Source organism: Amycolatopsis sp. DG1A-15b (assembly GCF_030285645.1).
GTDB lineage: Bacteria > Actinomycetota > Actinomycetes > Mycobacteriales > Pseudonocardiaceae > Amycolatopsis.
In genome coordinates this window covers 3,919,048-3,940,886 of the sequence record NZ_CP127296.1, presented here as the reverse complement: position 1 = coordinate 3,940,886, position 21,839 = coordinate 3,919,048, and the positions used below count along the sequence as shown (strand labels likewise).

General features: G+C 71.3%; 20 protein-coding genes and 1 pseudogene. 14 read left to right on the top strand and 7 right to left on the bottom strand.

What is annotated here, in order from left to right:
* Positions 1-52 precede the first annotated feature (52 nt).
* Both QRY02_RS17920 and QRY02_RS17915 read right to left on the bottom strand, forming a co-directional pair.
* Positions 53-831: pseudogene (locus QRY02_RS17920) on the bottom strand (transposase family protein).
* Between the two features lie 59 nt (positions 832-890).
* A complete protein-coding gene (locus QRY02_RS17915) occupies positions 891-1,607 on the bottom strand; it encodes an RNA polymerase subunit sigma-70 (protein WP_285992675.1) in 717 nt (238 codons plus the stop codon).
* A 433-nt stretch (positions 1,608-2,040) separates the two neighbouring features.
* Here QRY02_RS17915 and QRY02_RS17910 point away from each other — a divergent pair, with 433 nt between their 5' ends.
* Positions 2,041-3,309: a cytochrome P450 family protein gene (locus QRY02_RS17910; RefSeq protein ID WP_285992674.1), complete on the top strand. Its 1,269-nt coding sequence runs from the start codon at positions 2,041-2,043 to the stop codon at positions 3,307-3,309.
* 124 nt (positions 3,310-3,433) lie between these two features.
* Positions 3,434-4,327, top strand: a complete 894-nt coding sequence (locus QRY02_RS17905; protein WP_285992673.1) for a bifunctional transcriptional activator/DNA repair enzyme AdaA — start codon at positions 3,434-3,436, stop codon at positions 4,325-4,327.
* 38 nt (positions 4,328-4,365) lie between these two features.
* On the opposite strand, the gene QRY02_RS17900 is transcribed toward QRY02_RS17905, so the two are convergent.
* Together QRY02_RS17900 and QRY02_RS17895 are read right to left on the bottom strand one after the other, a co-directional pair.
* Positions 4,366-5,115: an SDR family NAD(P)-dependent oxidoreductase gene (locus tag QRY02_RS17900; RefSeq protein WP_285992672.1), complete on the bottom strand. Its 750-nt coding sequence runs from the start codon at positions 5,113-5,115 to the stop codon at positions 4,366-4,368.
* Between the two features lie 2 nt (positions 5,116-5,117).
* Positions 5,118-6,080: an LLM class flavin-dependent oxidoreductase gene (locus QRY02_RS17895; protein ID WP_285992671.1), complete on the bottom strand. Its 963-nt coding sequence runs from the start codon at positions 6,078-6,080 to the stop codon at positions 5,118-5,120.
* Positions 6,081-6,328: 248 nt separating this feature from the next.
* On the opposite strand from QRY02_RS17895, the gene QRY02_RS17890 reads away from it, so the two are divergent.
* The 3 genes from QRY02_RS17890 to QRY02_RS17880 all read left to right on the top strand — a co-directional run bounded on the left by QRY02_RS17890 (position 6,329) and on the right by QRY02_RS17880 (position 8,988).
* On the top strand, positions 6,329-6,562 hold the full coding sequence (locus QRY02_RS17890; RefSeq protein WP_285992670.1) for a hypothetical protein: 234 nt from the start codon (positions 6,329-6,331) through the stop codon (positions 6,560-6,562).
* Positions 6,563-7,445: 883 nt separating this feature from the next.
* Positions 7,446-7,883, top strand: a complete 438-nt coding sequence (locus QRY02_RS17885) for an SgcJ/EcaC family oxidoreductase (RefSeq protein WP_285992669.1) — start codon at positions 7,446-7,448, stop codon at positions 7,881-7,883.
* A gap of 232 nt (positions 7,884-8,115) precedes the next feature.
* The gene (locus tag QRY02_RS17880) at positions 8,116-8,988 is read left to right on the top strand and encodes an SDR family oxidoreductase (RefSeq protein ID WP_285992668.1); all 873 of its coding nucleotides are present in this window, start codon (positions 8,116-8,118) and stop codon (positions 8,986-8,988) included.
* An 83-nt stretch (positions 8,989-9,071) separates the two neighbouring features.
* Here QRY02_RS17880 and QRY02_RS17875 read toward each other — a convergent pair whose 3' ends face one another.
* Together QRY02_RS17875 and QRY02_RS17870 are read right to left on the bottom strand one after the other, a co-directional pair.
* Entirely contained in the window at positions 9,072-10,112 is a 1,041-nt protein-coding gene (locus QRY02_RS17875; RefSeq protein WP_285993858.1) for a CU044_5270 family protein, read from the bottom strand.
* The gene (locus QRY02_RS17870; protein WP_285992667.1) at positions 10,102-10,719 is read right to left on the bottom strand and encodes an RNA polymerase sigma factor; all 618 of its coding nucleotides are present in this window, start codon (positions 10,717-10,719) and stop codon (positions 10,102-10,104) included. Before QRY02_RS17870 ends, QRY02_RS17875 begins: the two co-directional genes overlap by 11 nt.
* 317 nt (positions 10,720-11,036) lie before the next feature.
* Between QRY02_RS17870 and QRY02_RS17865 the strand changes: the two genes are divergently transcribed.
* The 5 genes from QRY02_RS17865 (at position 11,037) to QRY02_RS17845 (ending at position 15,912) form a co-directional block, all read left to right on the top strand.
* Positions 11,037-11,537, top strand: a complete 501-nt coding sequence (locus tag QRY02_RS17865; protein ID WP_285992666.1) for a SigE family RNA polymerase sigma factor — start codon at positions 11,037-11,039, stop codon at positions 11,535-11,537.
* Complete coding sequence (locus tag QRY02_RS17860) at positions 11,537-12,580, top strand: hypothetical protein (RefSeq protein ID WP_285992665.1); 1,044 nt, start codon at positions 11,537-11,539, stop codon at positions 12,578-12,580. The genes QRY02_RS17865 and QRY02_RS17860 overlap by 1 nt, the downstream gene beginning before the upstream one ends.
* A gap of 287 nt (positions 12,581-12,867) precedes the next feature.
* Positions 12,868-14,001, top strand: coding sequence for an ABC transporter substrate-binding protein (locus QRY02_RS17855; protein WP_285992664.1), 1,134 nt, complete (start codon positions 12,868-12,870; stop codon positions 13,999-14,001).
* 97 nt (positions 14,002-14,098) lie between these two features.
* Entirely contained in the window at positions 14,099-15,268 is a 1,170-nt protein-coding gene (locus tag QRY02_RS17850) for a sensor histidine kinase (RefSeq protein WP_285992663.1), read from the top strand.
* Positions 15,265-15,912: a response regulator gene (locus QRY02_RS17845; protein ID WP_285992662.1), complete on the top strand. Its 648-nt coding sequence runs from the start codon at positions 15,265-15,267 to the stop codon at positions 15,910-15,912. The genes QRY02_RS17850 and QRY02_RS17845 overlap by 4 nt, the downstream gene beginning before the upstream one ends.
* 45 nt (positions 15,913-15,957) lie before the next feature.
* Here the strand turns inward: QRY02_RS17845 and QRY02_RS17840 are convergent, their stop codons facing one another.
* The gene (locus tag QRY02_RS17840) at positions 15,958-17,892 is read right to left on the bottom strand and encodes an AfsR/SARP family transcriptional regulator (RefSeq protein WP_285992661.1); all 1,935 of its coding nucleotides are present in this window, start codon (positions 17,890-17,892) and stop codon (positions 15,958-15,960) included.
* Between the two features lie 112 nt (positions 17,893-18,004).
* On the opposite strand from QRY02_RS17840, the gene QRY02_RS17835 reads away from it, so the two are divergent.
* The 4 genes from QRY02_RS17835 to QRY02_RS17820 all read left to right on the top strand — a co-directional run bounded on the left by QRY02_RS17835 (position 18,005) and on the right by QRY02_RS17820 (position 21,756).
* Positions 18,005-18,883 (top strand): alpha/beta fold hydrolase, encoded by an 879-nt coding sequence (locus QRY02_RS17835; RefSeq protein WP_285992660.1) that lies wholly within the window; start codon positions 18,005-18,007, stop codon positions 18,881-18,883.
* Between the two features lie 232 nt (positions 18,884-19,115).
* The gene (locus tag QRY02_RS17830) at positions 19,116-20,060 is read left to right on the top strand and encodes an NADP-dependent oxidoreductase (RefSeq protein WP_285992659.1); all 945 of its coding nucleotides are present in this window, start codon (positions 19,116-19,118) and stop codon (positions 20,058-20,060) included.
* A 154-nt stretch (positions 20,061-20,214) separates the two neighbouring features.
* Complete coding sequence (locus tag QRY02_RS17825; RefSeq protein WP_285992658.1) at positions 20,215-21,162, top strand: NmrA/HSCARG family protein; 948 nt, start codon at positions 20,215-20,217, stop codon at positions 21,160-21,162.
* Positions 21,163-21,252: 90 nt separating this feature from the next.
* Positions 21,253-21,756 (top strand): MarR family winged helix-turn-helix transcriptional regulator, encoded by a 504-nt coding sequence (locus QRY02_RS17820; RefSeq protein ID WP_285992657.1) that lies wholly within the window; start codon positions 21,253-21,255, stop codon positions 21,754-21,756.
* Positions 21,757-21,839: the final 83 nt, after the last annotated feature.

Genomic DNA, 21,839 nt, shown 5'->3' with positions numbered 1-21,839 from the left:
GCTAAGGGATGTCTCGTAACTGGTGTTGTGGTTGGTGGGGCTGGTGTTGCGGTCAGTCGGTGAAGATGATGTTGTGCAGGTGCGCGATTCCGGAGACCGTGTCAGCGAGCGTGCTCGCCGCGCGGCGGTAGTCGCAGAGGGTTTTGAAGTTTTTCATCCGGGACAGGACGTGCTGGACGCGAGCGCGGATCGTGCGGTGGGTCGCGTTGAGGTCTTCTTTCCACGCGGGCAGTTCGCTGCCGTCACGGGGTTTTCGATACGGCATAACCACTTCGGGATGGCCTTGGTAGCCGCCGTCGGCCATGACCGGCCGGTTGGCCAGTGTTTCGGCGATACCGGAGTCGCGGTACACGGTGCAGTCGTTGCGGCTGCCCGGTCGCGGATCTCCGGTGGCGATCACCGGCCGGGTCTCGGCGTCGATGGCGACTTGCACGTTGGTCGAGTACCGGTAGTTCTTCGACCGGGTCGCCAGCCGGTGATCCCGGTCGGGACCAGGGTGCCGTCCACGATCGCCACGGAGTCGATGCGGCGTTTGCGGGCCGGAACCAGCGCCAGCAGTGGCCCGATGGAGTCGATGACCCGGTGGGCCGCGGAATGCGATACCCCGAACAGCGGTCCGATCTGGCGCATCGTCAGGTTCGTCCGCCAGTACGTCGCCACCAGCAACACGCGGTCTGCCAGCGGCAACGCCCACGGCCGGCCCGGACGGCCGTCCGCGATCTCGTCTCCGCCCCGCTTGGCGACCAGCCGCACGAGCTTGCGGAACTGGCCTGGTTCCAGCCCGGTGAACGGGGCAATCCACTCCGGCCGCGATGCTGTGATCACCTGCACCACAACAACATGATCGACTATCAGCCCCGCCGGCCTGGCACCGGGTTACGAGACATCCCTCAGGCGACGGCCATGGCGGGGTTTTCGTGGTCGGCGTCGTGGCGGAGGACGTTGCGCAGGGCGTCGGCGTCGGAGTTCTGGAAGGCCGAGATGTACCGGTCGAGGAGGGCGCGGCGGGCGGGTTCGGCGCACTCGACCACGTCCTCGGCGACCGGGGCCTGCTGCAGGATCCGGGTACGCGCGCGTTTGAGGGTGCTCTTGACCGCGTCGGTGGTGGTCTCCAGCAGTTCGGCGACCTCGCTGGCCGGCCAGTCCAGGACGTCGCGCAGGATCAGCACGACGCGCTGCCGGGCGGGCAGGTAGGCGAGGCTGGCCATGAGGGCCAGGCGCAGGTTGTCGCGCAGCGCGACGATCTCCGCGGGGTCGGCGAAGCCGTGCTGGGGCGGCCCTTCCTGGCCGCGCCAGGCCGCGGTCAGGACGGCCGTGGCCGCCTCGTCGTCGGGGCCCGCGAGGCCCGCGGGGAGCACGTTGCGGTGGCGCTGGCGCATCGCGGTCAGGCAGGTGTTGGTGGCGATCCGGAACAGCCACGTGCGCACCGAGGAACGGCCCTCGAAGTTGCCGAACGCGCGCCAGGCCCGCAGGTAGGTCTCCTGGACGGCGTCCTCGGCGTCGTCCACCGAACCCATCAGCCGGTGGCAGTGCGCGAACAGCTGCCGCCGGAACTGCTCGGTGTGCTGCACGAATTCCTCGCAGTCGGCGGCGGCTCGAGTCGTCATCATTCCACTCCTCCGGCGCACCGGTCTCATCGGCCGCGTATTCCCACCCGACCCGAAAACGCGAAGTGGGATCCGGGTCCCCGTACCACGGCTGAGGCTATCCACGACCGAATGAGTTCGACCATCGCCGCGGCGCGACGGAGCACGTTGGAAGAGCGGAAGAACGGACGCAGCAATATGGAAGAAGGGGTGCCGCTGACGGGGAGCGGGCGGGGTCGTGGCCGTCGCGGACCGGCTCCGCGGCGGCAATTCAGCAGCCTCGAAGAAGGCCGGCCGGTTCCGTCATGGCTGCGTGCCCGGCCGGATACGAACCGTTACCTGGCCTTCCGCCGACGACGGGGTCGCGATCAGTCCCGGGCAGGAGAGCACGACCGGAGTGGAGCGGGTGGTCGCACTTGGACATGCTGGACCCCACACGAGAAGGGAGGCCACAGTGGACGATCACGGGACTGGTCAGTGCCCGTTCGCACTCGACCCCGCAGGTACGGACATCCACGCCGAAGCCGACGAGCTGCGCCGGCGAGGCCCGGCCACCCGGGTCGAGCTGCCCGGCGGCGTCGTGGTCTGGTCGGTCAACCACTACTCGGGTGCCAAGCAGATCCTCAAGGACCCGCTGGTCACCAAGAGCGCCCGGGACCACTGGGCCGCCTTCATCGACAACGAGATCCCGCCGGACTGGGAGCTCATCAGCTGGATCACCATGGAGAACATGGCGACCGCGACCGGCCGGAACCAGGTCCGGCTGCGCCGGCTGGTCAGCAAGGCGTTCAGCCCCAAGCGGATCCAGGCGCTCCAGCCGCGGATCGAGGAGCTGGTCGACGAGCTGGTCGACAGCCTCGGCGCCGTCGCCCCCGGCGAGGTCGTCGACCTGCGGGAGCGGTTCTGCTACCCGTTACCGGCCCGGCTGATGGCCGACATGCTGGGCATGACCGAGCAGTCCCGGGCCAAGACCGCCCAGGTCATGGACATGATGGTGAACACGACGGTGAGCCCGGAGCAGGCCCAGGCGCTGCTGATCGGGTGGCAGAGCGCGATCACCGACCTCATCGAGCTCAAGCAGCGCGACCCCGGCGAGGACATCACCAGCGACCTGATCCTCGCCCGCGACGACGAGAACTCCAAGCTGACCCAGGAAGAGCTGCTGGGCACGCTCTTCGCCATCCTCGGTGCCGGCACCTCGACCACGGTCGACTTCCTCGGCAAGTTCCTGGTGGAGCTGCTGACCCACCGCGACCAGCTCGACCGCGTGCTCGCCGGCGAGGTCTCCTGGGACGAGGCGATCGAGGAGGGGCTGCGGATCGAGGGCCCCGTAGCACACCTGCCATTGCGCTACGCGGTCGAGGACATCGACATCGACGGCGTCACGATTCCCCGGGGCGACGCGATTCTGGTCAACTACGCCGGTGTCGGGCGCGACCCGGAGGTGCACGGCGACACGGCCGGCGAGTTCGATGTGGACCGTGCCGACAAGACGCACCTCGCCTTCGGCGTCGGTCCGCATTTCTGCCTCGGCTGGGCGATCGCCCGCGAGGAGGTCAAGATCGGTCTGGGCAAGCTGTTCGCCAGGTTCCCCGACCTGGAGCTGGCCGTGGACCGGGCGGAGCTGCAGGCGACGCCCACCTTCATCATGAACGGGTACCGCTCGGTTCCGGTTCGCCTCGCGGCAACGCGATCCGGCGCGGACCGCACCGCCGCGGCATGAGTCAGGTCCAGCACGTCTCCGGTCGCACCTGGCCGGAGCTCTACGTGGACAACGGATTCGCGTTAGGCGAGTTCGGCTGAGCGGATCAGACCGCTCCCGCAAAACCGATCGACGGAGTTGCCCGATGGACGACGAACAACCGTATGTCAGTGAAGACGAGCGGTGGCGGGCCGTCCAAGAGCGGGACTCCCGGGCCGATGGCGAGTTCTACTACGTGGTCCGGACCACCGGCCGGTACAGCCGGCCCTCCTGCGGCACCCGGCCGGCGCGGCGGGAGAACGTCACCTTCTACGACACCGCCGACCAGGCCCGCGGCGAGGGTTACCGCCCGTGCCGCCGCTGCCAGCCGGACGGGCCGGGGCTGCGGGAATGGTATGCCGCAACGATCACCCGGATCTGCCGCTCGCTGGCCGAGTGCGACGGCTGCTCGTCGCCCAACTTCGACGAGCTCGCCCGCGAGGTCGGGCTGAGCCGGTTCCATTTCCACCGGATGTTCAAGCTGTACACCGGGGTGACGCCGCACGCCTATCTCACCGACGCCCGGGAGAACCGCGTGCGGCACGAGCTCGCCGTCGCGCCCTCGATATCCGAAGCCATCTACCGGTCGGGGTTCCGGTCCAACGGGCATTTCTACACGGTGATCCGGGACATTCTCGGCATGACGCCCTCGTCGTTCCGGTCGGGCGGCCTGGGCACCGTGATCCGCTTCGCCGAGGCCGGCTGCGCGCTCGGGCACGCCCTGGTCGCCGCCACCGACGACGGCGTGTGCGCGGTCCTGGTCGGCCAGTGCCCGGGCGACCTGCGCGAGCAGCTCAGCCGGCGGTTCGTGCACGCCCGGCTGGTCGGCACCGACGAGGCGTTCGCCGCGCTCGCCGTCCGGGCGTTCGACACGGCGGATCCGCCGGAGCGAGGCCGCGACCTGCTGCCGGCGGACGTCCTCACCGCCGCGTTCCGGCAGCGGGTCCGGCAGGCCATGCGCGCCGAACCCGCCGCCGCGGTCAGCGTGTGCTTCGCCTGAGCCGTCCTCGGAACGGCCCGGGCGAACACCGCCGCGAATCATGCCGTCGCGCCACCGTCGATGACGACGTCGGTGCCGACGGCGAACCCGGAGTCCTCCGAGGCGAGCCAGAGCACGGTGCCGACCACCTCGGCGAGGCTGCCGACCCGGCCGATCGGCAGGGCGCTGCGCAGCCGGGCCGCCTGCTCGTCCTCGGTCTCGCCGCGGATGAGCGAGAACGGGGTGGCCAACGGGCCCGGACTCACACTGTTGATGCGCACACCGGCCCCGATGTTCTCCAGCGCCGCGGTGCGCGTGATGGAGCTGATCGCCGCTTTCGCCGCACCGTAGGCGCCGGTTCCGGGAATGCTCCGGCGGGTGCCGATGATCGACGACATGTTGACGATCACCCCGCCGCCGTGCGCGCGCATGTGGGCGATCTCGTGCTTCATCGACAGCCAGGTCATCGTGGCCACCGACAGCGCCTTCGCCCAGGTTTCCGGCGCCAGGTCGGCCAGCGGCCCGGGCACCATGATGCCGGCGTTGTTGAACGCCACGTCCAGCGCGCCGTGCTGGTGCACGGCGGCGTCGACCGCGGCCCGGACGTCGGACTCCTCGGTCATATCGCCGACGAGGTAGCCGGCCGTTCCGCCGTGCGTCTCGATCTCCTTGACCGTCTGCCGCAGTGGTTCCTCGTCCGGACCGGTGACCAGCACGGCGGCGCCCTCGCCGGCGAAGGAGATCGCCGCCGCCCGGCCGATGCCGGTGCCGCCGCCGGTGATCAGGACGACTTTGCCTCCGAATCGCATGTTCAGTCCACCTGAATCGAGTGAATGGCGGGTACGACGTTCTCCGCGATGGCGTGCAGTTGCCGTTCGTAGTCGGTGAAGGAGCTGATCCGGAGGACGATGTGCCGGGCGCCGGCCTCGACGTACTCGCGCAGGAACTTGACCATTTCCTTTTCCGGCCCGCCCCAGTAGATCTGGTAGGGCAGCATCGCCGGCAGCGGCAGCTCGTTGTAGCGCATCGTGTAGTCGTTGAGCCCCACCTCGGCCACCGCGGCGTCGGCGTTGACGTTCACGTTCACGTACACCGCCGGGGTGATCTTCTCCGGGTCACGGCCGGCGGCCTTGGCGCTCTCCCGGATCTGCTTGAGGGACTGCCGGTACTCGTCCGGGTCGATGCGCACCGGCAGCCACCCGTCGTAGAACGAGCCGGTCCGCTCGACCGCGAGCGGCTTGCCGTTGCTGGCCAGCCAGAGGCCGGGACCGCCGGGCTGGACCGGCGCGCTCTGGTCGCGCAGGCCGGACAGGTTGCGGTACTTGCCGACCAGGCTGCCGTCCTCGCCCCGCCACACCTTCTTCCAGGCCTGCACGGCCTCGTCCACGCGCTCGCGGCGTTCCCGGTAGCTCATGGTCACCGCGTCGTACTCGGCCTGCACCGGCAGCGGGGCGCCGGTGCCGATGCCGAGCTTCAAGCGTCCCTTGCTGATCTGGTCCAGGGTCACGATGATGTGCCCGAGGGCCAGCGGATCGCGCAGCACCGCGGTGAGGGACGCGGTGCCCACGGTGATCTCCTTGGTCACCATGGCGATGGCGCCGAGCAGGGTCAGCGGCTCCATGCGGTGCCGCGCGACGAACGAGTCGCCGACCCACACCGAGTCGAACCCGAGCTCCTCGACCTGGCGGGCCAGGTCGAGCAGGGGGTCGGCGTCCCGCGCGCCAAGTATTGCCAACTCCCGGACTGGCAGTGCGATGCCAATTTCCACGGACACCGTGCATTCCTCCTGCTTCGCTGGCTGCGGACACACTTCCCCACCGCCCGGAACCACGGTCGGCATACAACCGAATCGCATCCACGTCGGTGGCTACATGTTGCGGTGTCGGTTCCCAGTATCACGGCCGCCCGGCGTGCCGGCTTCTTCCGGTTTGCGCTGTCCGGACCGATACCGCATCCCGTAGCGCCTTCTTCCGCGTTGCTCGGCCGCACTGGCAATTGTTGATTCCGCTGTATTGTGTCGGCGTGTCACAGCCGCCGGACGTGACCGCGGACCGGGACCCCGCGCGCGAGGTCACGTACAGCCGCAAGGTGTTCGTGCCGCGGACCCGGCTGGGCCGGCCTGCGCGCCGGTGTGCCCGCGCCGGCCTGTGGACCCTCAAGGCCGAGGCGCCGGGCAGGCACGTGCACGCGTCCTCGCCGACGGCGATCGTCTCGGCGGCGAAGAACTGCGCGGTGCACGCGTCGGCGGCACCCTGATGGAAATGCTTGTCCCGGTGTGCTCGATGACGTCGTCACGGATATGTGGTGAACATCCCGCGCACGTGAAGAGACGTGTTCCCCCGGGCTGCGGCTTCACGGTCGTGTAAACCGCCGGTGCCGGGTGCGAGAAAAATCGTGGAAACACGCGGGATGTCGTGGCTCGCGTGGTGGAGCTGGTTCCGTTTCCGGACGAGAACCCGGCGTTACGTGCCCGTGGTCCCGCAGGGCCAGCGTGCCGGCACGCAACCCCGACCGGCCCACCTGCCGGTCGCCGCTGGTTCCGGTGGCGGCCGCGCCGTGGACATTCTCTGCGGCGTCAGCGGCGGTTCATCGATCTGTTCTGGATGTCCATTAAGTGTATTTTCGGGACGTGCATCCCGTCAGAAAGCACGCTCTCATGAACTCGGAGGCGAATGCCGAGGTGTACGGACGCGTGCTGTGCGGCCTGGGTCCTGGAACTCTCCATATCCAGCCGAAGGGAACAATTCATGACCAGTTCGCCAACGCCCGGCCGGTGCCGCCGATATCGTGGCGTTTGGCCCTGAAGGGTGCCTGGCCCTGGGGGAGGGGCGCGGTCGCCGGGGAGCAGATGATCAGCACGTCCTGGGTGGTGGTCGGGCGGGCGGCCGGCGGTGGGCCGCCTGCCGGAACAGCCCCGCGTCCCGGCGGCTGCCGGTGTCCGGATCGGCAATGATCGGTTTGCCGACGAAAATAGTAATTTCGGCCAGGAATAAACGGATCAGCACAGTTGTTTGGTGCTGATTTATTCCCCATTTCGACCGCAACTTTGAAGATGCCGCGGGTGTCCGGGTTGCGGCAACATCGGTGACAGCAGCGCATGCCTGCGGATGCTGGAGCGAAATCAGAGAGGACTTCACCGATGACTACCAACTTTGCTGACACGGCGACGGAGACCGAGGTGGCCGCGGTGCGCGCGGTCGTGGACGGCATCGCCGAGTCGTGGGCCGCCAACGACCCCGACGGGTTCGCCGACGCCTACACCGAGGACGCCAGCATGGTCCTGTCCGGCGACCGCTACTTCAAGGGCCGCGAGGTCATCCGGAAGATGACGGTGCACCAGTTCAAGGCCGCGCACCAGGGCACGACGCTGCTGCAGAACATCGTCGACGTCCAGTTCCTGTCGCCGGAGGCCGCCGTGGTGATCACCGATGGCGGCGTGCTCACCGACGGCGAGACCGAGCCGCACCCCGCGCGCGCCCTGCGGGCCACCTGGGTGATGGCCAAGACCGGCGAGGGCTGGAAGATCGCCGCGTACCAGAACGGCCGTCTGGCCGACCAGCCGCTGCAGGGCGAGTAACGGCTCGGCCGTGCCATCGCCGGCCTCGCCCGCTGGACACCTGACCCGGCGGGCCATCGCGAATACCGGCACGTCGCGGAAACGTCCACATCCGACAGCGGACGTCTCCGCGACGTGCCGTATTCCCACCCGCGGGATCAGCGCACCATGAGAGAGGTGAGCCGGCCCGAAGTTCTCTACCTTGCTGTTACGGCGCAGGGGCAACCGTCTATGTCGATAAAGGGAGAAAACCATGATCTTGGTGACCGGGGCGACCGGCACGGTCGGCAGAGAGGTCGTGCGGCAACTCGTCGAGGCGGGCCGCCCGGTCCGGGCGCTGACCCGGGACCCGGCCTCGGCCGCGGCCGTGCTCGGCGACGGGGTGGAGTTCGTCGCCGGTGATCTCGGCCGGCCGGAGACGCTGCCGGCGGCCGTCGCCGGCGCGCAGAGCGTGTTCCTGCTCTCCGGCGGCGGGCCGGAGACGCCGCTGCACGACGCGAACCTGGGGCAGGCCGCGGCCGAGGCCGGGGTCGGGCACGTGGTCAAGCTGTCCATCATCGGTGCCGAGTACGGGTTCACCGACCTGGTCAGCACCTGGCACCTGGCCGGCGAGCGGGCCCTGGCGCAGATCGGCGCCCGGCCCGGCGGCCCGGCCTGGACCTTCCTGCGCCCCGGTGAGTTCAGCTCCAACGCGCGGCTGTGGGCCGGCCCGGTCAAGGCCCAGGGCAGCGTGTTCTGGTCGCAAGTGGACACTCCGGTCGCGGTCGTGGACCCGCGTGACGTGGCCGCGGCCGCCGTCGCGACGCTGCTCGAGCCGGGCCACGAGGGCCAGAGCTACCGGTTCGGCGGCCCGGAGGCGCTGACCGCCCGGGAACGCGTGGCGAAGCTGGGTGCCGCGCTCGGCCGGGAGCTGAACCTGGTCGACGTCCCGATCGCGGCCGCCCGCGACGCCGCGGCCAAGTCCGGCCGCCAGCCACTGGTCGTCGAGACGACGCTGGGCAACCTGACCCGCGAGGAGTTCCAGGTGCAGGCGGTGAAGGTCCTCCCCACGTTCGAGAAGCTGGTCGGCCGGCCGCCGCTGACCTTCGATCAGTGGGTCGCCGACCACATCGAGATCTTCCGCTGACCGCGGTCACCCGTGTGCTGTGCCGTGCGCTTGCCAACCCGCGCACGGCACAATCACCGGTCAGAGCTGCTGGCGCGGCCGGGTCATGACGTCTGACCGATACCGGCGACGATGGCCTTGGTCATGATCGCGGTCGTGCCGACGACGTCGCCCGCCCGGCCGCGGCTGGGGCTGTCCGTGGTGAGCACGTCACGCTCGCCGAGCAATTCGTCGGTCGCGGCGTTGAAGATCCATTCCGTGCGGACGAAGCCGTCGTCGCGGGCGACCGCGACGCCGCGGCGACCGGCGGCGTCGGTGGCGTCGGGCACGGAAGTGACCCCGGGGATCAGTGCGGCGGCACGGTAGAGCGCCGCGGTGATCTGCGGCGGCGCGGCGGATTCCCGGAGCATGTCGCCGATGGTGACGAATGCTTCCTGGTCGGGGGTGGAGCCGTGTCCCTTGGTCTCGGTGTAGATCCGGTCCAGCAGTGCGCGCGGGTCGGTTGGCAGGGAGGCGAGCAGCCGGTAGGTGGGCCTGTTCAGGCTGCCGTGATCCGGGCAGGAGCCGCCGCGATCGGTGATGTCCATGTCGACGCCGTTCTGACGCAGCAAGCTCTTCTCGCACAGGTTGGCGACCGGTATCCACACCTGCCGCGGTCGTGGCTTGTCCAGCCCCGTGCTCGCGGGGTCCTCGTGCGGGTTGCCGTCCTTGTCGACGGTGGCACTGGAGCTCGTGAACGCCTGCATGGTGTCGACGTACACGTAGCTGGTGTCGGTCACCGCGGGCGAAGGTCGCTTGTCCGCGACGGCTGCGACACGTGCCAGCAGCCGGACCGCCGGCGAGTCCGCTGTCGCAGCGGGCGGTACCGGTACCGGTGCCGGAGTGGGATGGTTGACGGCGACGACGACCCCGACGGCGGCGGCTGCGACGACCGTGCCCAGCGCGGGCAGCAGGACTGTGCGGCGTAGGTGCCTTCGACGTGGTGTGTCGTTGTGGACGGTGCCGCGGGTTGGCGTGATCTCGCTCAAAACCAGCTCCTTGACCGCGTGAGTGCGACTGGCCGGCAGGTCACGCCGTGGGGGCGTCGGCAGCAGGCGGGCTACGTCGGTGACGATGTTCTCGTCGCGCCTGTGGTCAGTGCTCATCACGTGCCTCCTGTCCGGGCCAGGCCACGGTTGTGTGGCTGCCCTGTACCTGTCCGCTCCCGCGATGGCGTTCCCGTGCGGCCGTGGAATCACGGGTCGCCCGCAGCTTCGCCCGAGCACGGGACAGCCGGGATCGCACGGTGCCCACGGAAATGCCCAGCGCCTGCGCCGCCGAGGCCTGGTCGAGCCCGGCCCACACCACCAGCGCCACGACGTCCCGCTCACCGGGCCGAAGCCGCTCCAACGCCGCCCGTGCCGCGGCCACGGCGTGGAGGTCGTCGACCCGGTCGACCACATCCTGGGCGAAGTCCGGCGTCGGCGGGTCGGCGTGCAATCGGGTCAGCGCGGCCTGGTACCTGCGCGCGGCGCGAGTGGTGTTGCGTGCGACGTTCGTGGCGATCCCCAGCAGCCACGGCAACAACGACCCGCCCTCCGGCTCGACCTTGTGCCGCAGCCGCCACGCCTCCAGAAACGTCAGCGCCACCACGTCTTCGGCGGTCGACCACGACCAGGTCAGCCGGAAGGCGTGGTTGTACACCCCGCCGGCGTGGCGATCGAACAGCTCGGCGAACACATCGTGATCACCCGCGCGTACCCCGGTCCGCATTCTTATCTCCACACAACCGTCTGTCCGGCCACGCCCGGCACGTTCCCGTGAGGCCGGTCACACCGCGGGGCTGGTGGACAAGTATCCGCAGCTGCCTGTGACGCTTTCCCAGTCGGCAGGCCGCGGGAGAGCGCGGCGAGAGTGGTACCCGAGCCACCCGCGGCGACCACTGCCTGAACCCGCCCGGTCATGACCAAGGCGCCGGCGTCGAGCACGCTGCGTGCGGCCTCGAAGGGCGAGTCCTCGTCGTAGGCGGGTTCGCAAGGAAGTTCTGTTCGGCGGTACACGGATCGTGCGCGGCGGCAGTCTTCCTGGTGATGGCTGACTACGAGGACTTCGTCCGGGCGCACCTGCCGCGGTTGCTGCGCTACGCGACGATGCTGACCGGGGAGCGGGAGCAGGCCGCTGACCTGGTGCAGGACGTGCTGGTCAAGGTGTACCGGCGGTGGTCGCGGATCAGCGACGCCGAGCACCCCGACCGCTATGTCCTGCGGATGGTGACCAACGACTACCTGTCCTGGCGGCGCAGCCGGGCGGCGCGGCTGATCGCCGTGGGCGACCCGCCGGACGAGGCGCGGCCGGATGACTTCGCGTCGGACCACGCGGCACGCGAGGACATGTGGCAGCGCCTGGCGCGGTTGCCCCGGCGCCAGCGCGCGGTCGTGGTGCTCCGGTACTACGAGCAGCTCGCCGACGCCGACATCGCCGACCTGCTCGGCTGCGCCCAGGCCACCGTGCGGGCGCACGCCCGCAAAGCCCTGACGACCCTGCGAAACGGCCTGCGCATCGACCGGATGGCCCAGGCGAAGGAGAGCTGATGGACATCGAGAACCTGATCAAGGACACCTTCACCGCCCACGAGCACGACGCCCCCGACAGCGACCAGGTGCTGGCGGCCACGCGTCAGCGCCTCGACCGCAGGCGCGCCGTGGTGAGCCGTCCGCTCGCGGCCGCCGCCGGGGTGGTCCTGCTCGCGCTGGCCGCGGTCGCCGTCGTCGCGCTGAACCGGCCCGCGCACGACGACCAGGTAGCCACGGGCGCCGGCCCGACCAGCGGTCCGGCCGCCGTCACCGCACCGGCCAAGGCGGCCATCGCAGAGCTGGCCATGCCCTACTCGCTCGGCTGGCTGCCGCCGGGCAAGGCCGACTACCTCGCGCACCGGATCAACGTCGGTGGCAGCGCGGCGGGCTCCGACAAGCCGGTGTACGGCGGCGAGTACATGCTGACCGTCACGTCCGGGCGTCAGGTCCTGCTCGTGGACGTGCAGGAAATGCGGACGGTGCCGGTCGAGCAGGCCGCCTTCAAGTCCGGTCCGGGCCAGCACGTCACCATCGGCGGGCGGGCCGGCGTGGAGAGCTCGCACTCCGGTGGCCCGGGCGGCTACGAGGTGTACCTGACCCACCCCGGTGGCGGCTCGCTGTACGTCAACGTGGCCGCCCAGCCGGGCAGCACGGCGTCGGCGCAGCAACTGATCGACGCGGGCCGGCGCGTCGCGGAGAACGTCGCCTTCCCGGGCACCACCACCGTCACCCCGGCGTTCGGCCTCGGCAAGCTGCCCGACGGCCTGCGGATGTGCGCGTTCGACGTCGAGCAGGGCGGCCCGGACGGCTCGCGCACGAGCTACTCGGTGGGCACCTGCAGCACCCTGCCGCCGATCCAGGTGCGCATCGGCGAGGCCGGTCAGGTGCGCGGCACCGAGGGGCAACCGGTCCAGGGACACGCGACCCGCTGCGTGGACGAGAACGGTTACCGCACGCTGTGGATCCTCAAGGCCGTCCACGACGCGCCGATCGCCGTCGCGGGCCCCGGCGCGCAGGCGGAGCTGTACGCCATCGCCGACCACCTCGTCCTGCCCCGCTGAGGTCCCGTGGGTCCTCTTCGGACGCGACCGAGGAGGACCCACGGTCGGCGATCAGATCGCTGCTGGTGCTGCCGGCACGATATCGGCAGTGGTCGTCCGGGCGCTGGTGGTGTTCAGGGGCCGTGCGGAACCGGCCGTTCAATCGTTCGGTTGAACGCAGCTTCCCTCTTCGGCGCGCCTGATCGCTCCGTCCGTGCGATGTGGTGGCCGGCTCGATCGCACCACAATGGCGGTGGCCCACGGCGCCTGGGCATCGCATGGTCCCCCAGCAGAAAGGTTTCCTCGACGTGGCCACCTTCCTCAGCAGACGAAGTGTCCTTGCCGCCGGGGCGGGTGCCGCCATCGGCGTCGGCGTGGGTGCCGCCTCGGCGTCGGCCTCGGCCGGGTCACCCTCAGGTGGCGGCTCCGAGGAGACCCGGACGCTCGACGAGCTCTACCAGGCCGCGCTGGCGGAGGGCGGCAAGCTCGTCATCTACGCCGGTGGCGACACCCCGACCCAGCAGGACGGGACCAAGGCCGCCTTCAAGGCCCGCTTCCCGGGCATCGACCTGACGCTGATCGTCGACTACAGCAAGTACCACGACGTCCGCGTCGACAACCAGTTCGCCACTCGCACCCTCGTCCCCGACCTGGTCCAGCTGCAGACCGTGCAGGACTTCGTGCGCTGGAAGGAACAGGGACGCCTGCTGGGCTACAAGCCCGCCGGGTTCTCGAAGGTCCACGACGCGTTCAAGGACCGCCAGGGTGCCTGGGTCGCGGTTTCGGCGCTCGCCTTCAGCTTCATGTACGGGACGTCGGCGGTCGGGTCGGCGGCGCCGCGCACCCCGCTCGACCTCGTCGACCCGAAGTGGCAGGGGAAAATCGCGTCGTCGTACCCGCACGACGACGACGCCGTCCTCTACCTCTACACGCGCTACGTCCAGGCCTACGGCTGGGACTGGGCGGCGAAGCTGGCCACCCAGGGCGTGCGGTTCGCGCGCGGCAGCAACACGCCGGGCGAAGCGGTGATGGCCGGGCAGGCCGCGATCGGCATCGGCGGCGCGGGCTCGCTGACCTCGCCCGCGTCGGCGCCCGTGCGGTTCGTGGTCGCCGACGGGCACCCGTTCATGGCCTGGGGCCAGCGGGCCGCGATCTTCAAGCAGGCGAAGAACCCGACCGCCGCCAAGCTGTACCTGAACTGGCAGCTGTCGCTCACGCAGCAGCAGGCGTCCTTCAACGGCTGGTCGGTCCGCACGGACGTCGCGCCGCCGGCCGGGCTGAAGCCGATCTGGGAGTACCCGAACGCCGACCTGGGCGGATTCCCCCGCTTCATGGCCGACCGCGCCGAGGTGGAGCGGTGGAAGCAGACCTTCGCGCTGTACTTCGGCGAGGTCAAGGGCGACCCGACGCCCGGCTGGCCCGGACTGCGCCCGGGCGCCTGACTTGACCTGAGCCACAACTTGACGTGAGCCACACCGGCATCGGCTAAGCTCCTGGATGGCACTGTCCTGATTGGATGATCCGTCCAGGGGGTTCGCCGTGTCCGACCACTCGCCGTCGTCGGCACGCGGAAGCCGGCTCCTGTGGCAGGTGCCACACCTCGTGTTCTTCGTCGTCGTCGGGGCCGCGATGGTCCGGCTGGTCAGCCTGAACATCCCCCTGTGCTGGGAAATCGTCACCGTCAGTTCGGTGCTGGCCGTGGTGTACGCGGCCGGTCTCGCGCTGTGGTCCACGATGGGCGTCCGCGTCCGGTACGCGTGGATCGCGGCCCTGCTCCTGCTGTGGACGGTCCTGGTCGCGCTGACCCCGCCGTTCCTGACCGTCGCCTACGTCTGGTGCGCCGTGCCGCTGGCGTGGGCGGTGCTGCGGGCGCTCGGACGCCGTGGCGCGACGGTCGCGGTGGCCGTGATCACCGTCGTGCTGGTCGGTCAGCTGACCGCGGCCACCGGCCGGTTCGACGCGGAACTCGTGCTGATCCCCGTAGCGGCCGTCTGGGGCACGGTGGCCCTGTACCGGGCGCTGCAGCAGGAGCAACGCCGGGCCGGTGTGCTCGAGGAACGCGTGCGCCTCGCCCGGGACCTGCACGACACCCTCGCCCAGGAACTGGCCGGCAGCGTGCTGCTCCTGCAGGCGGCGGAGCGGAGCTGGGCCGAGCCGGAGGTCGCGTGCACCCGCGTTCGCGCGGTCACCGACCGGCTGAGCGCGGGCCTCGACGAGACCCGGCGGATCATCGGGGACCTCACGCCGGCTCCCGTCGCGGAGGCCGGGCTCGGGGATGCACTGCGGCTGCTGTGCGATCGCGCCCGGCAGGACGGAACCGCGGCCCACGTGCGGTTCCGTTCGGTCGGAGCCGGCTGCCCCGGCCTCGACGAGCGAGCCGCCACCGCGCTGTTCCGGGTGGCGCAGGGCGCGCTGGCCAACGTCCGTGAGCACGCGCACGCCACGACCCTGCTGGTGACCCTGCACCACTACCCGGACCGCGTCGAACTGGACGTGTGCGACGACGGCGTCGGCTTCGACCACACCGGCGACCCGGCCGGTCCGGGCCGGGGTGTCGGCCTGCCGTCGGCCCGGGCGCGGCTGCGGGAGCACGGCGGTGACCTCGAGGTCGACACCGCTCCGGGCCGGGGCACGCGGATCCGGGTCCGGGTCCCCGGCCGCCCGCGGTCCGGCCCGGTCGTGCCCGCGACCTCCACGGCGGTCCGATGACGACCACTCCGCTGCGCCTGCTGATCGCCGACGACCACGCGGTCGTGCGGGCGGGACTGCGGGCCCTGCTCGACGGTGAGCCGGATCTCGAGGTGATCGCGGAAGCGGGCAGCGGCGAGGAGGCGGTGCTGCTCGCCACCGAGCTGGCCCCCGACGTCGTGCTGATGGACCTGCGCTTCGCGGGCACGGACCGCGGCATCGACGGAGCCGAGGCCGTCCGCCGGCTGACCGCCAAGGCGGCCGGGCCGGCCGTGGTGATGCTGACCAGCTACTCCGGCCGCGCCGACGTCGTCCGCGCGCTGGAGGCCGGTGCTCGCGGCTACGTGCTCAAGGCGGGGCCGCCCGAGGAGCTCTTCCGGGCCGTGCGCGAGGCCGCCGCCGGTCGCATCGGCCTCGCGTCGGAGGTCGTCGGGCATCTCGTCGGCCAAGTGGTCAGCCCGCCGCCGGAGCTGAGCGAACGGGAGCGAGAAGTCGTCCGGTTGCTGGCCGACGGGCACAGCAACCGCTCCATCGCGGAATCCCTGTACCTCAGCGAAGCCACCATCAAGACGCACCTGGTGCGCATCTACCGGAAACTGGGCGCCGACAACCGGGCGGCGGCCGTCTCCGAAGCGGTTCGACGGGGACTGCTGGAACTCACCTGAGCGGTGAGCAGGTGACGCGCCGGCCGCGTCGCGGCCGCACCACCACTACCCGGCGCACTGGGTGCTGAGGTCCGCCTCCGCCAGATACCGCGCCACCGGGCCCAGGGTCAGCATTCCGCTGGCGGCGCCGGCGTCTTCCGTACGGGCGTCCCGCAAGGCCGTCGCGGCCCGCGCGGCGACTCCGCGTTCGCCGAGGCGCGCCGCGGCGTGGGCGGTGAGGCACCACATCGCCTCCTGCAGGTGGTCGTGCGGTGGTTCCGGCGCGGCCGCGAGGGCGGTGCGGGCTTCCGCCTCCCGGCCCTGGGCGAGCAGCACGTGGGGCCGGGCCCAGTGAAGGTACGGACCCCAGTCGAGGTGCTGGTCCGTGGGCGCGGCGCGATCGTGCAGGAGGCGCAACCCCAGCAGGGCGAGCGGGAACAGGCCGCGGTGCAGGCCGGGCATCCCGGCCGTCCGGAGGGCTTCTTCGGCGGCGCGGTACTGCGCCGCCGCGGCGGCGGGCGTCGGTCCGCCCGGCTCGGTGCTGCGGGCGGCGGTCACCCGGGCCCGGAACCAGGCGGTGAGGACCGCGACGAGGGGAGCCTCCGTGGTGGCGGCGAGTTCGTCGGCCGCCGTGGCGTGCGCGGCCGCGGCGTCGAGGTCGCCGCGGGCCGAGGCGGATTGCAGGCGGACGAGCCGGCCGAGGACGGCGAAGTTCGGCAGGTCGTGGCGGGTCGCCAGGTCGAGGAGTTCGGCGCCGATCCGGTCTCGGGTGGCCGCGAGGCCGGGGCGGGTGAAGGACTGCAGGAACACGCCGTTGAGCGCGAACGCCAGCAGGGCGGGATCGGCCAGCTCCCGCGCCAGTGCCTCGGCCTGGTGCGCTGCCTGCCCGGCGCGGCTCAGCTCGGCCGCGGCGAGGCCGGCACTGCGGCTTTCGACGGCGATCGTGGCCAGGAGACGTGCCTTCAGGTCGGCGGGGCCGTCCGGACCGAGCGCGGTGAGGGTGCGTTCGGCGGCCGCCACGACGGCCCGCGACTGTTCGGGGTCGTCGGCACGGCTCCAGATGGCGGGCACGTCGTAGGCGCCGATGATCCGGGCGGTCAGCCGGCGGTCTCCGGTGCGTTCGGCCGCCTGGATCGCGGTGAGGCGGTCGCGCCGGGAGTGGACGAGGGCGTCGCCGCCGGCCAGCGCGAGCGTGCGCGCCAGGTCCACGGTGGTGCGCGGCCCGAGCCGGGCACCCGGGCCGGTCCACGCGCCCGGTGTGCCGCCGGCGGGTCCGGTGAGGAGGTCGGCCTCCAGGCGTTGCAGGTCGGCTCCGGGGTCGAGCCCGAGCTGGTCGACGAGCATGTGGCGGGCGCGGCGGAGGGTGGCGAGGGCGTCGGCTTGGCGGCCCGCGCGGTGGAGGGCGCGGGCCAGCAGTCCCCAGGCCGGCTCGCGCCACGGGTGTTCGGCGACGTGCGCGCCGAGCCCGGCGACCAGATCGGCGCCTTCCCCCGAGTCGAGGAGGATGCCGGCGCGCAGTTCCAGCGCCGCCAGTCTCAGCTCCTCCAGCCGGTTCCGCTCCCGCTGCGCCCACGGCGAGTCGGGCACGTCGGCGTAGGCGGGCCCGCGCCAGGCCGCGAGCGCCGCGTCGAGGTCGGTGACCGCGGTGGGGGCCCGGCGGGTGCGGGCGAGGGCGTCCTCGAACCGGTGGACGTCCACGTGCTCGCGGGGCAGGCGCAGCGCGTAACCGGGACCTTCGGTGACGATCACCCGCGGCGGCGTGCGGGGTGGCCGGCCGGGTTCGAGCGCGCGGCGCAGCGCGGCGACGAACGTCCGCAGCGCCCCGACCGCGCGGGCCGGCGGCTCGAGCCACAGGTCGCCGACCAGGACGTCGGTGGGGACCATCCGCCCCTCGGCGGCGGCGAGCCGGGCGAGCACCTCGCGGTGGCGGGGACCGCCGAGGTCGGCCGGGGTGCCGTCGTCGCCGAGGGCCCGCACGGCGCCGAGCACGTCGATTCGCATGCGCCCATCATCCGTGCCCGCGACCGGGTGCTCCTCGGCGCACTGATCGGTTGCTGATCGCCGTCGCCCACGCTGGCCGAGTTCACGTTCCCGATCCGGAAGACGGCCTCCGATGACACTCTCCATTCCCGGTTTCGACCACATCCGCCTGCCCGGCGCCGGCGGTGCCGAGCTGGCCGCCGCGGTCGGCGGCAGCGGCAGCCCGGTGGTCCTGCTGCACGGTTTCCCCCAGACGCACCTGATGTGGCGGCACGTCGCCGAGCGCCTCGCCGGCGAGCACACGGTGATCTGCCCGGACCTGCGCGGCTACGGCGCCAGCGACAAGCCGCCGGCCACCGGCGAGGACGTCTACGCCAAGCGCACCATGGCCGCCGACGCCGTGGCCCTGGCGGCGGCACTCGGCCACGAGCGCTTCGCCCTCGTCGGCCACGACCGGGGCGCCCTGGTCGCCTTCCGGGCCGGCCTGGACCACCCCGAGACCGTCTCGCACCTGGGCATCCTCGACGTCGTCCCGACGCTGGACATGTGGAACGTCCTGCACGGCGTCCCGGCGGCGGTCGGCTACCACCTCTTCCTGATGGCGCAGCCGCCCGGCTTGCCGGAGACGATGATCGCCAACAGCGCGGACGCGTTCTTCGGCTCGTTCCTCGACGCCTGGGCCAACGACCCGGCGGCGATCCCGGCCCAGGCCCGCGCCGAGTACCTGCGGGCGAGCGCCGCGGCGGTGCCGTCGATCGTCGCGGACTACCGGGCCTCGGCGGGGATCGACGTCACGCACGATCAGGCCGACCTGGACGCCGGTTCGCAGCTGGCCATGCCGGTGACGGTCGTCCAGCAGGACTGGGGCGCGCAGCTGGGCTACGACGCCGCCGCGGTGTGGAAGGCGTGGGCGCCGGACCTGGATCACCGGCTGACCCGCGCGGGGCACTTCATGGCCGAGGAAGCGCCGGACGAGATCGCGGCGGCGATCCGGGATCTGCTGGCTCGCTGACGTGACGGCCTCGCCCCGTCGTCGCCGGGCCTGCGGACTGGGAGGCACCGGCTCACGGCGTGGCCGCGCGGTTGCGCGGACGCATCGACCAAGCCGCCGCCGAGCTCGCCGCGGTGCTGATCTCCCGGGGCAGTGAGCCACCTCACTTGCTTTGAATTCGAATCAACGATATCTTGTTCGTAGTTGCTTCAACTTCGAAGCAACCCGCAGGAAGCGAAAGCGAGATCCACCGATGAAGGCAGTGCGTTTCCACGAGTACGGCGCCCCCGACGTCCTGCGCTACGAGGACATGGAACAGCCGGTTCCCAGCTCCGGACAGGTCCGGATCCGCGTCGCCGCGACGTCGTTCAACGGCATCGACGCAAATGTGCGCGCGGGCAACATGCGCGGTCCCATGCCGGTGGTGCTTCCGCACACTCCCGGCCGCGACGTCGCGGGTACGGTCGACGCGCTGGGTGAGGGCGTGGACGGCCTCGAGGTCGGTGCGATGGTCATCGGTTTCCTGCCGATGACCGACGATGGCGCGTCCGCCGAGTACGTTCTCGCGCCGGCCGACGTCCTGACGCCGGCACCCACGAGCATTCCGCTGTCCGACGCCGCCGCGCTGCCCCTGGTGGGCCTGACCGCGTGGCAGGCGCTGTTCGAGCACGGCAAGCTGGCGGCCGGGCAGCGGGTGCTGATCAACGGCGCCGGTGGCGCGGTCGGCGGCTACGCCGTGCAGCTGGCCAAGAACGCCGGTGCCCACGTGATCGCCACGGCCAGCCCGCGCAGCGGTGAAGCCGTCAAGTCCGCCGGTGCGGACGAAGTCGTCGACCACACCACCACGAGCGTGGCCGCGGCGGTGACCGAGCCCGTCGACGTGGTGCTCAACCTCGCCCCGGTCGACCCGGCCGAACTCACCGCGCTGGCCGCCGTCGTCCGTCCCGGCGGGGTCCTGGTGAACACGACGGTCTGGATGCCCGCTCCTTCCGACGAAGAGCGTGGCGTGCGCGGCATCGACCTGTTCGTCCGCAGCGACGCCGGGCAGCTGTCGCAGCTGGTGGGGTTGGTGGACGGCGGGAAGCTGCGCGTCGAGATCGCCGAGCGGGTGCCGCTGGACGGGCTGCCGGCGCTGCACGCCCGCGCCGCCGACGGCGCGGTGCACGGCAAGGTCGTCGTCGTCCCGGCCACCGCCTGATTCGGAAGACAGGAACCGTGTCTCTGAGCTCGGATCCTGAAATCGCCGAGGCGCCGGCCCCGATGGTCGGCGGCCCCGGCCCGGCTCGCCCGGCGGGCCATCGCCGACCGAGTCCGGGTCCTCGAGTCGATCTGAAATCTTGAAGGGAATGCTCATGAGCGAGAAGAAGATCATCGCGGTGCTGGGTGCGACGGGCGCTCAGGGAGGAGGCCTCCTCCGGGCCATTGTGGACGATCCCGGGGGTCCGTTCGCCGCCCGGGCGGTCACCAGGAACGCGGGTTCGGCGAGGGCCCGGGCGTTGGCCGAGCGTGGCGTCGAGGTGGTGGAGGCGACTCTGGAGGACGAGGAGTCGCTGCGGAAGGCGTTCGAGGGCGCGCACGGCGCTTTCGTGGTGACCAACTTCTGGGAGTCCATGTCCGCCGATGTCGAGCTGGCGCAGGCCGCGACCGCCGCCCGTGCCGCGAAGGCGGCCGGCGTCGCTCACGTCGTCTGGTCGACGCTCGAGGACACCCGCGAGGTCATCCCGGTGTCCGATCGGCGGGTCCCGGTGCTGCAGGAGCGCTTCACGGTTCCGCACTTCGACGCCAAGGCCGAGGCGGACGCGTTCTTCCGCGACTCGGGTGTGCCGACGACCTATCTGCGGAGCACGTTCTACTGGGAAGGATTCACCCAGGGTTCCGGGCCGGTGCGGGGTGAGGACGGCCGGCTCGTGCTCACCTTGCCGATGGGGGAGGCCAGGTTGGCGGGTATCGCGGCGGAGGACATCGGCCGCACCGCTTACGGGGTGTTCGCCGCCGGCGACGAGTACGTGGGCAAAACCGTGAGCATCGCGGGTGAGCACCTGACCGGCGCCGAGTACGCCGCCGCGTTCGCCGACGCGCTGGGTGAGCCGGTCGGCTACCGGCCGCTCACGCACGAGGAGTTCCGCTCGCTCGGGCTGCCCTTGGGAGACGAGTTCGGCAACATGTTCCAGTTCTACGTCGAAGGCGAGCGCGACTTCGTCGGTGCGCGTGACCTGGACCTGGTCCGGGCGCTCAACCCGCGCCTGCAAACGTTTCGCGGGTGGCTGAGCGAGCACATCGAGGCCGTCAAGCCCGCATGACCGCCGGCCGCCGGCGGATTCGTACTTCGCGGGACGGGCTGCGCTGGTCATCGGTGGATCCTTCGAGTTCGAAGCAGTAGGCTGGGAGCCATGCCGGATTCGCCGCCGTCGCTGGACCCCGTGCAGCTGGGCGCCTACTTCGACCTCATCGAGGTGACCAGCCTGCTGCGGCACGCGGTCGAGCAGCAACTGCGCGAGGCCGGTGAGCTCAGTTATGTGCAGTTCCAGCTGCTGGCCCGCCTCGGGGATTCGCCGAAGTGCAGCCACCGCATGACCGACCTGGCCGACGGTGTCGTTTACAGCCGCAGCGGCCTCACGTACCAGGCCGGCCTGCTCGAGAAAGCCGGTCTGGTGGTGCGCTCCCCGTCCCCGGACGACGAGCGAAGCGTCACGGTCACCATCACCGACGCCGGCCGGGCGCGGCTCGCGCAGGTGCTGCCCGGGCACATCGAGGTGGTCAGCGGCCTGCTCTTCGAACCGCTCTCCCACGACAACGTCAAGACCCTCGCCGCCCTGCTCGCTCCGGTGCGCGACCACATGCGCTCGACCCCACCCCGCTCAGCCGCGCCTCGCCGCCGCAAAAGCGGAGGGTGAGGTCTACGGGCTCACCGCTGCAGCGCGGTTCGGCCGGCGCTGCGGTACGACGACGTCGCGACTTGTCCGACGGTTTGTCCGCT

What these genes read in the sequence shown, in the direction of transcription:
- QRY02_RS17865 (WP_285992666.1), top strand. Translation starts at nt 11,037, where the DNA reads ATGGCTGACTACGAGGACTTCGTCCGGGCGCACCTGCCGCGGTTGCTG.
- QRY02_RS17905 (WP_285992673.1), top strand. Translation starts at nt 3,434, where the DNA reads ATGGACGACGAACAACCGTATGTCAGTGAAGACGAGCGGTGGCGGGCC.
- QRY02_RS17885 (WP_285992669.1), top strand. Translation starts at nt 7,446, where the DNA reads ATGACTACCAACTTTGCTGACACGGCGACGGAGACCGAGGTGGCCGCG.
- QRY02_RS17900 (WP_285992672.1), bottom strand. Translation starts at nt 5,115, where the DNA reads ATGCGATTCGGAGGCAAAGTCGTCCTGATCACCGGCGGCGGCACCGGC.
- QRY02_RS17875 (WP_285993858.1), bottom strand. Translation starts at nt 10,112, where the DNA reads ATGAGCACTGACCACAGGCGCGACGAGAACATCGTCACCGACGTAGCC.
- QRY02_RS17840 (WP_285992661.1), bottom strand. Translation starts at nt 17,892, where the DNA reads ATGCGAATCGACGTGCTCGGCGCCGTGCGGGCCCTCGGCGACGACGGC.
- QRY02_RS17825 (WP_285992658.1), top strand. Translation starts at nt 20,215, where the DNA reads ATGAGCGAGAAGAAGATCATCGCGGTGCTGGGTGCGACGGGCGCTCAG.
- QRY02_RS17835 (WP_285992660.1), top strand. Translation starts at nt 18,005, where the DNA reads ATGACACTCTCCATTCCCGGTTTCGACCACATCCGCCTGCCCGGCGCC.
- QRY02_RS17870 (WP_285992667.1), bottom strand. Translation starts at nt 10,719, where the DNA reads ATGCGGACCGGGGTACGCGCGGGTGATCACGATGTGTTCGCCGAGCTG.
- QRY02_RS17830 (WP_285992659.1), top strand. Translation starts at nt 19,116, where the DNA reads ATGAAGGCAGTGCGTTTCCACGAGTACGGCGCCCCCGACGTCCTGCGC.
- QRY02_RS17880 (WP_285992668.1), top strand. Translation starts at nt 8,116, where the DNA reads ATGATCTTGGTGACCGGGGCGACCGGCACGGTCGGCAGAGAGGTCGTG.
- QRY02_RS17845 (WP_285992662.1), top strand. Translation starts at nt 15,265, where the DNA reads ATGACGACCACTCCGCTGCGCCTGCTGATCGCCGACGACCACGCGGTC.
- QRY02_RS17915 (WP_285992675.1), bottom strand. Translation starts at nt 1,607, where the DNA reads ATGACGACTCGAGCCGCCGCCGACTGCGAGGAATTCGTGCAGCACACC.
- QRY02_RS17860 (WP_285992665.1), top strand. Translation starts at nt 11,537, where the DNA reads ATGGACATCGAGAACCTGATCAAGGACACCTTCACCGCCCACGAGCAC.
- QRY02_RS17820 (WP_285992657.1), top strand. Translation starts at nt 21,253, where the DNA reads ATGCCGGATTCGCCGCCGTCGCTGGACCCCGTGCAGCTGGGCGCCTAC.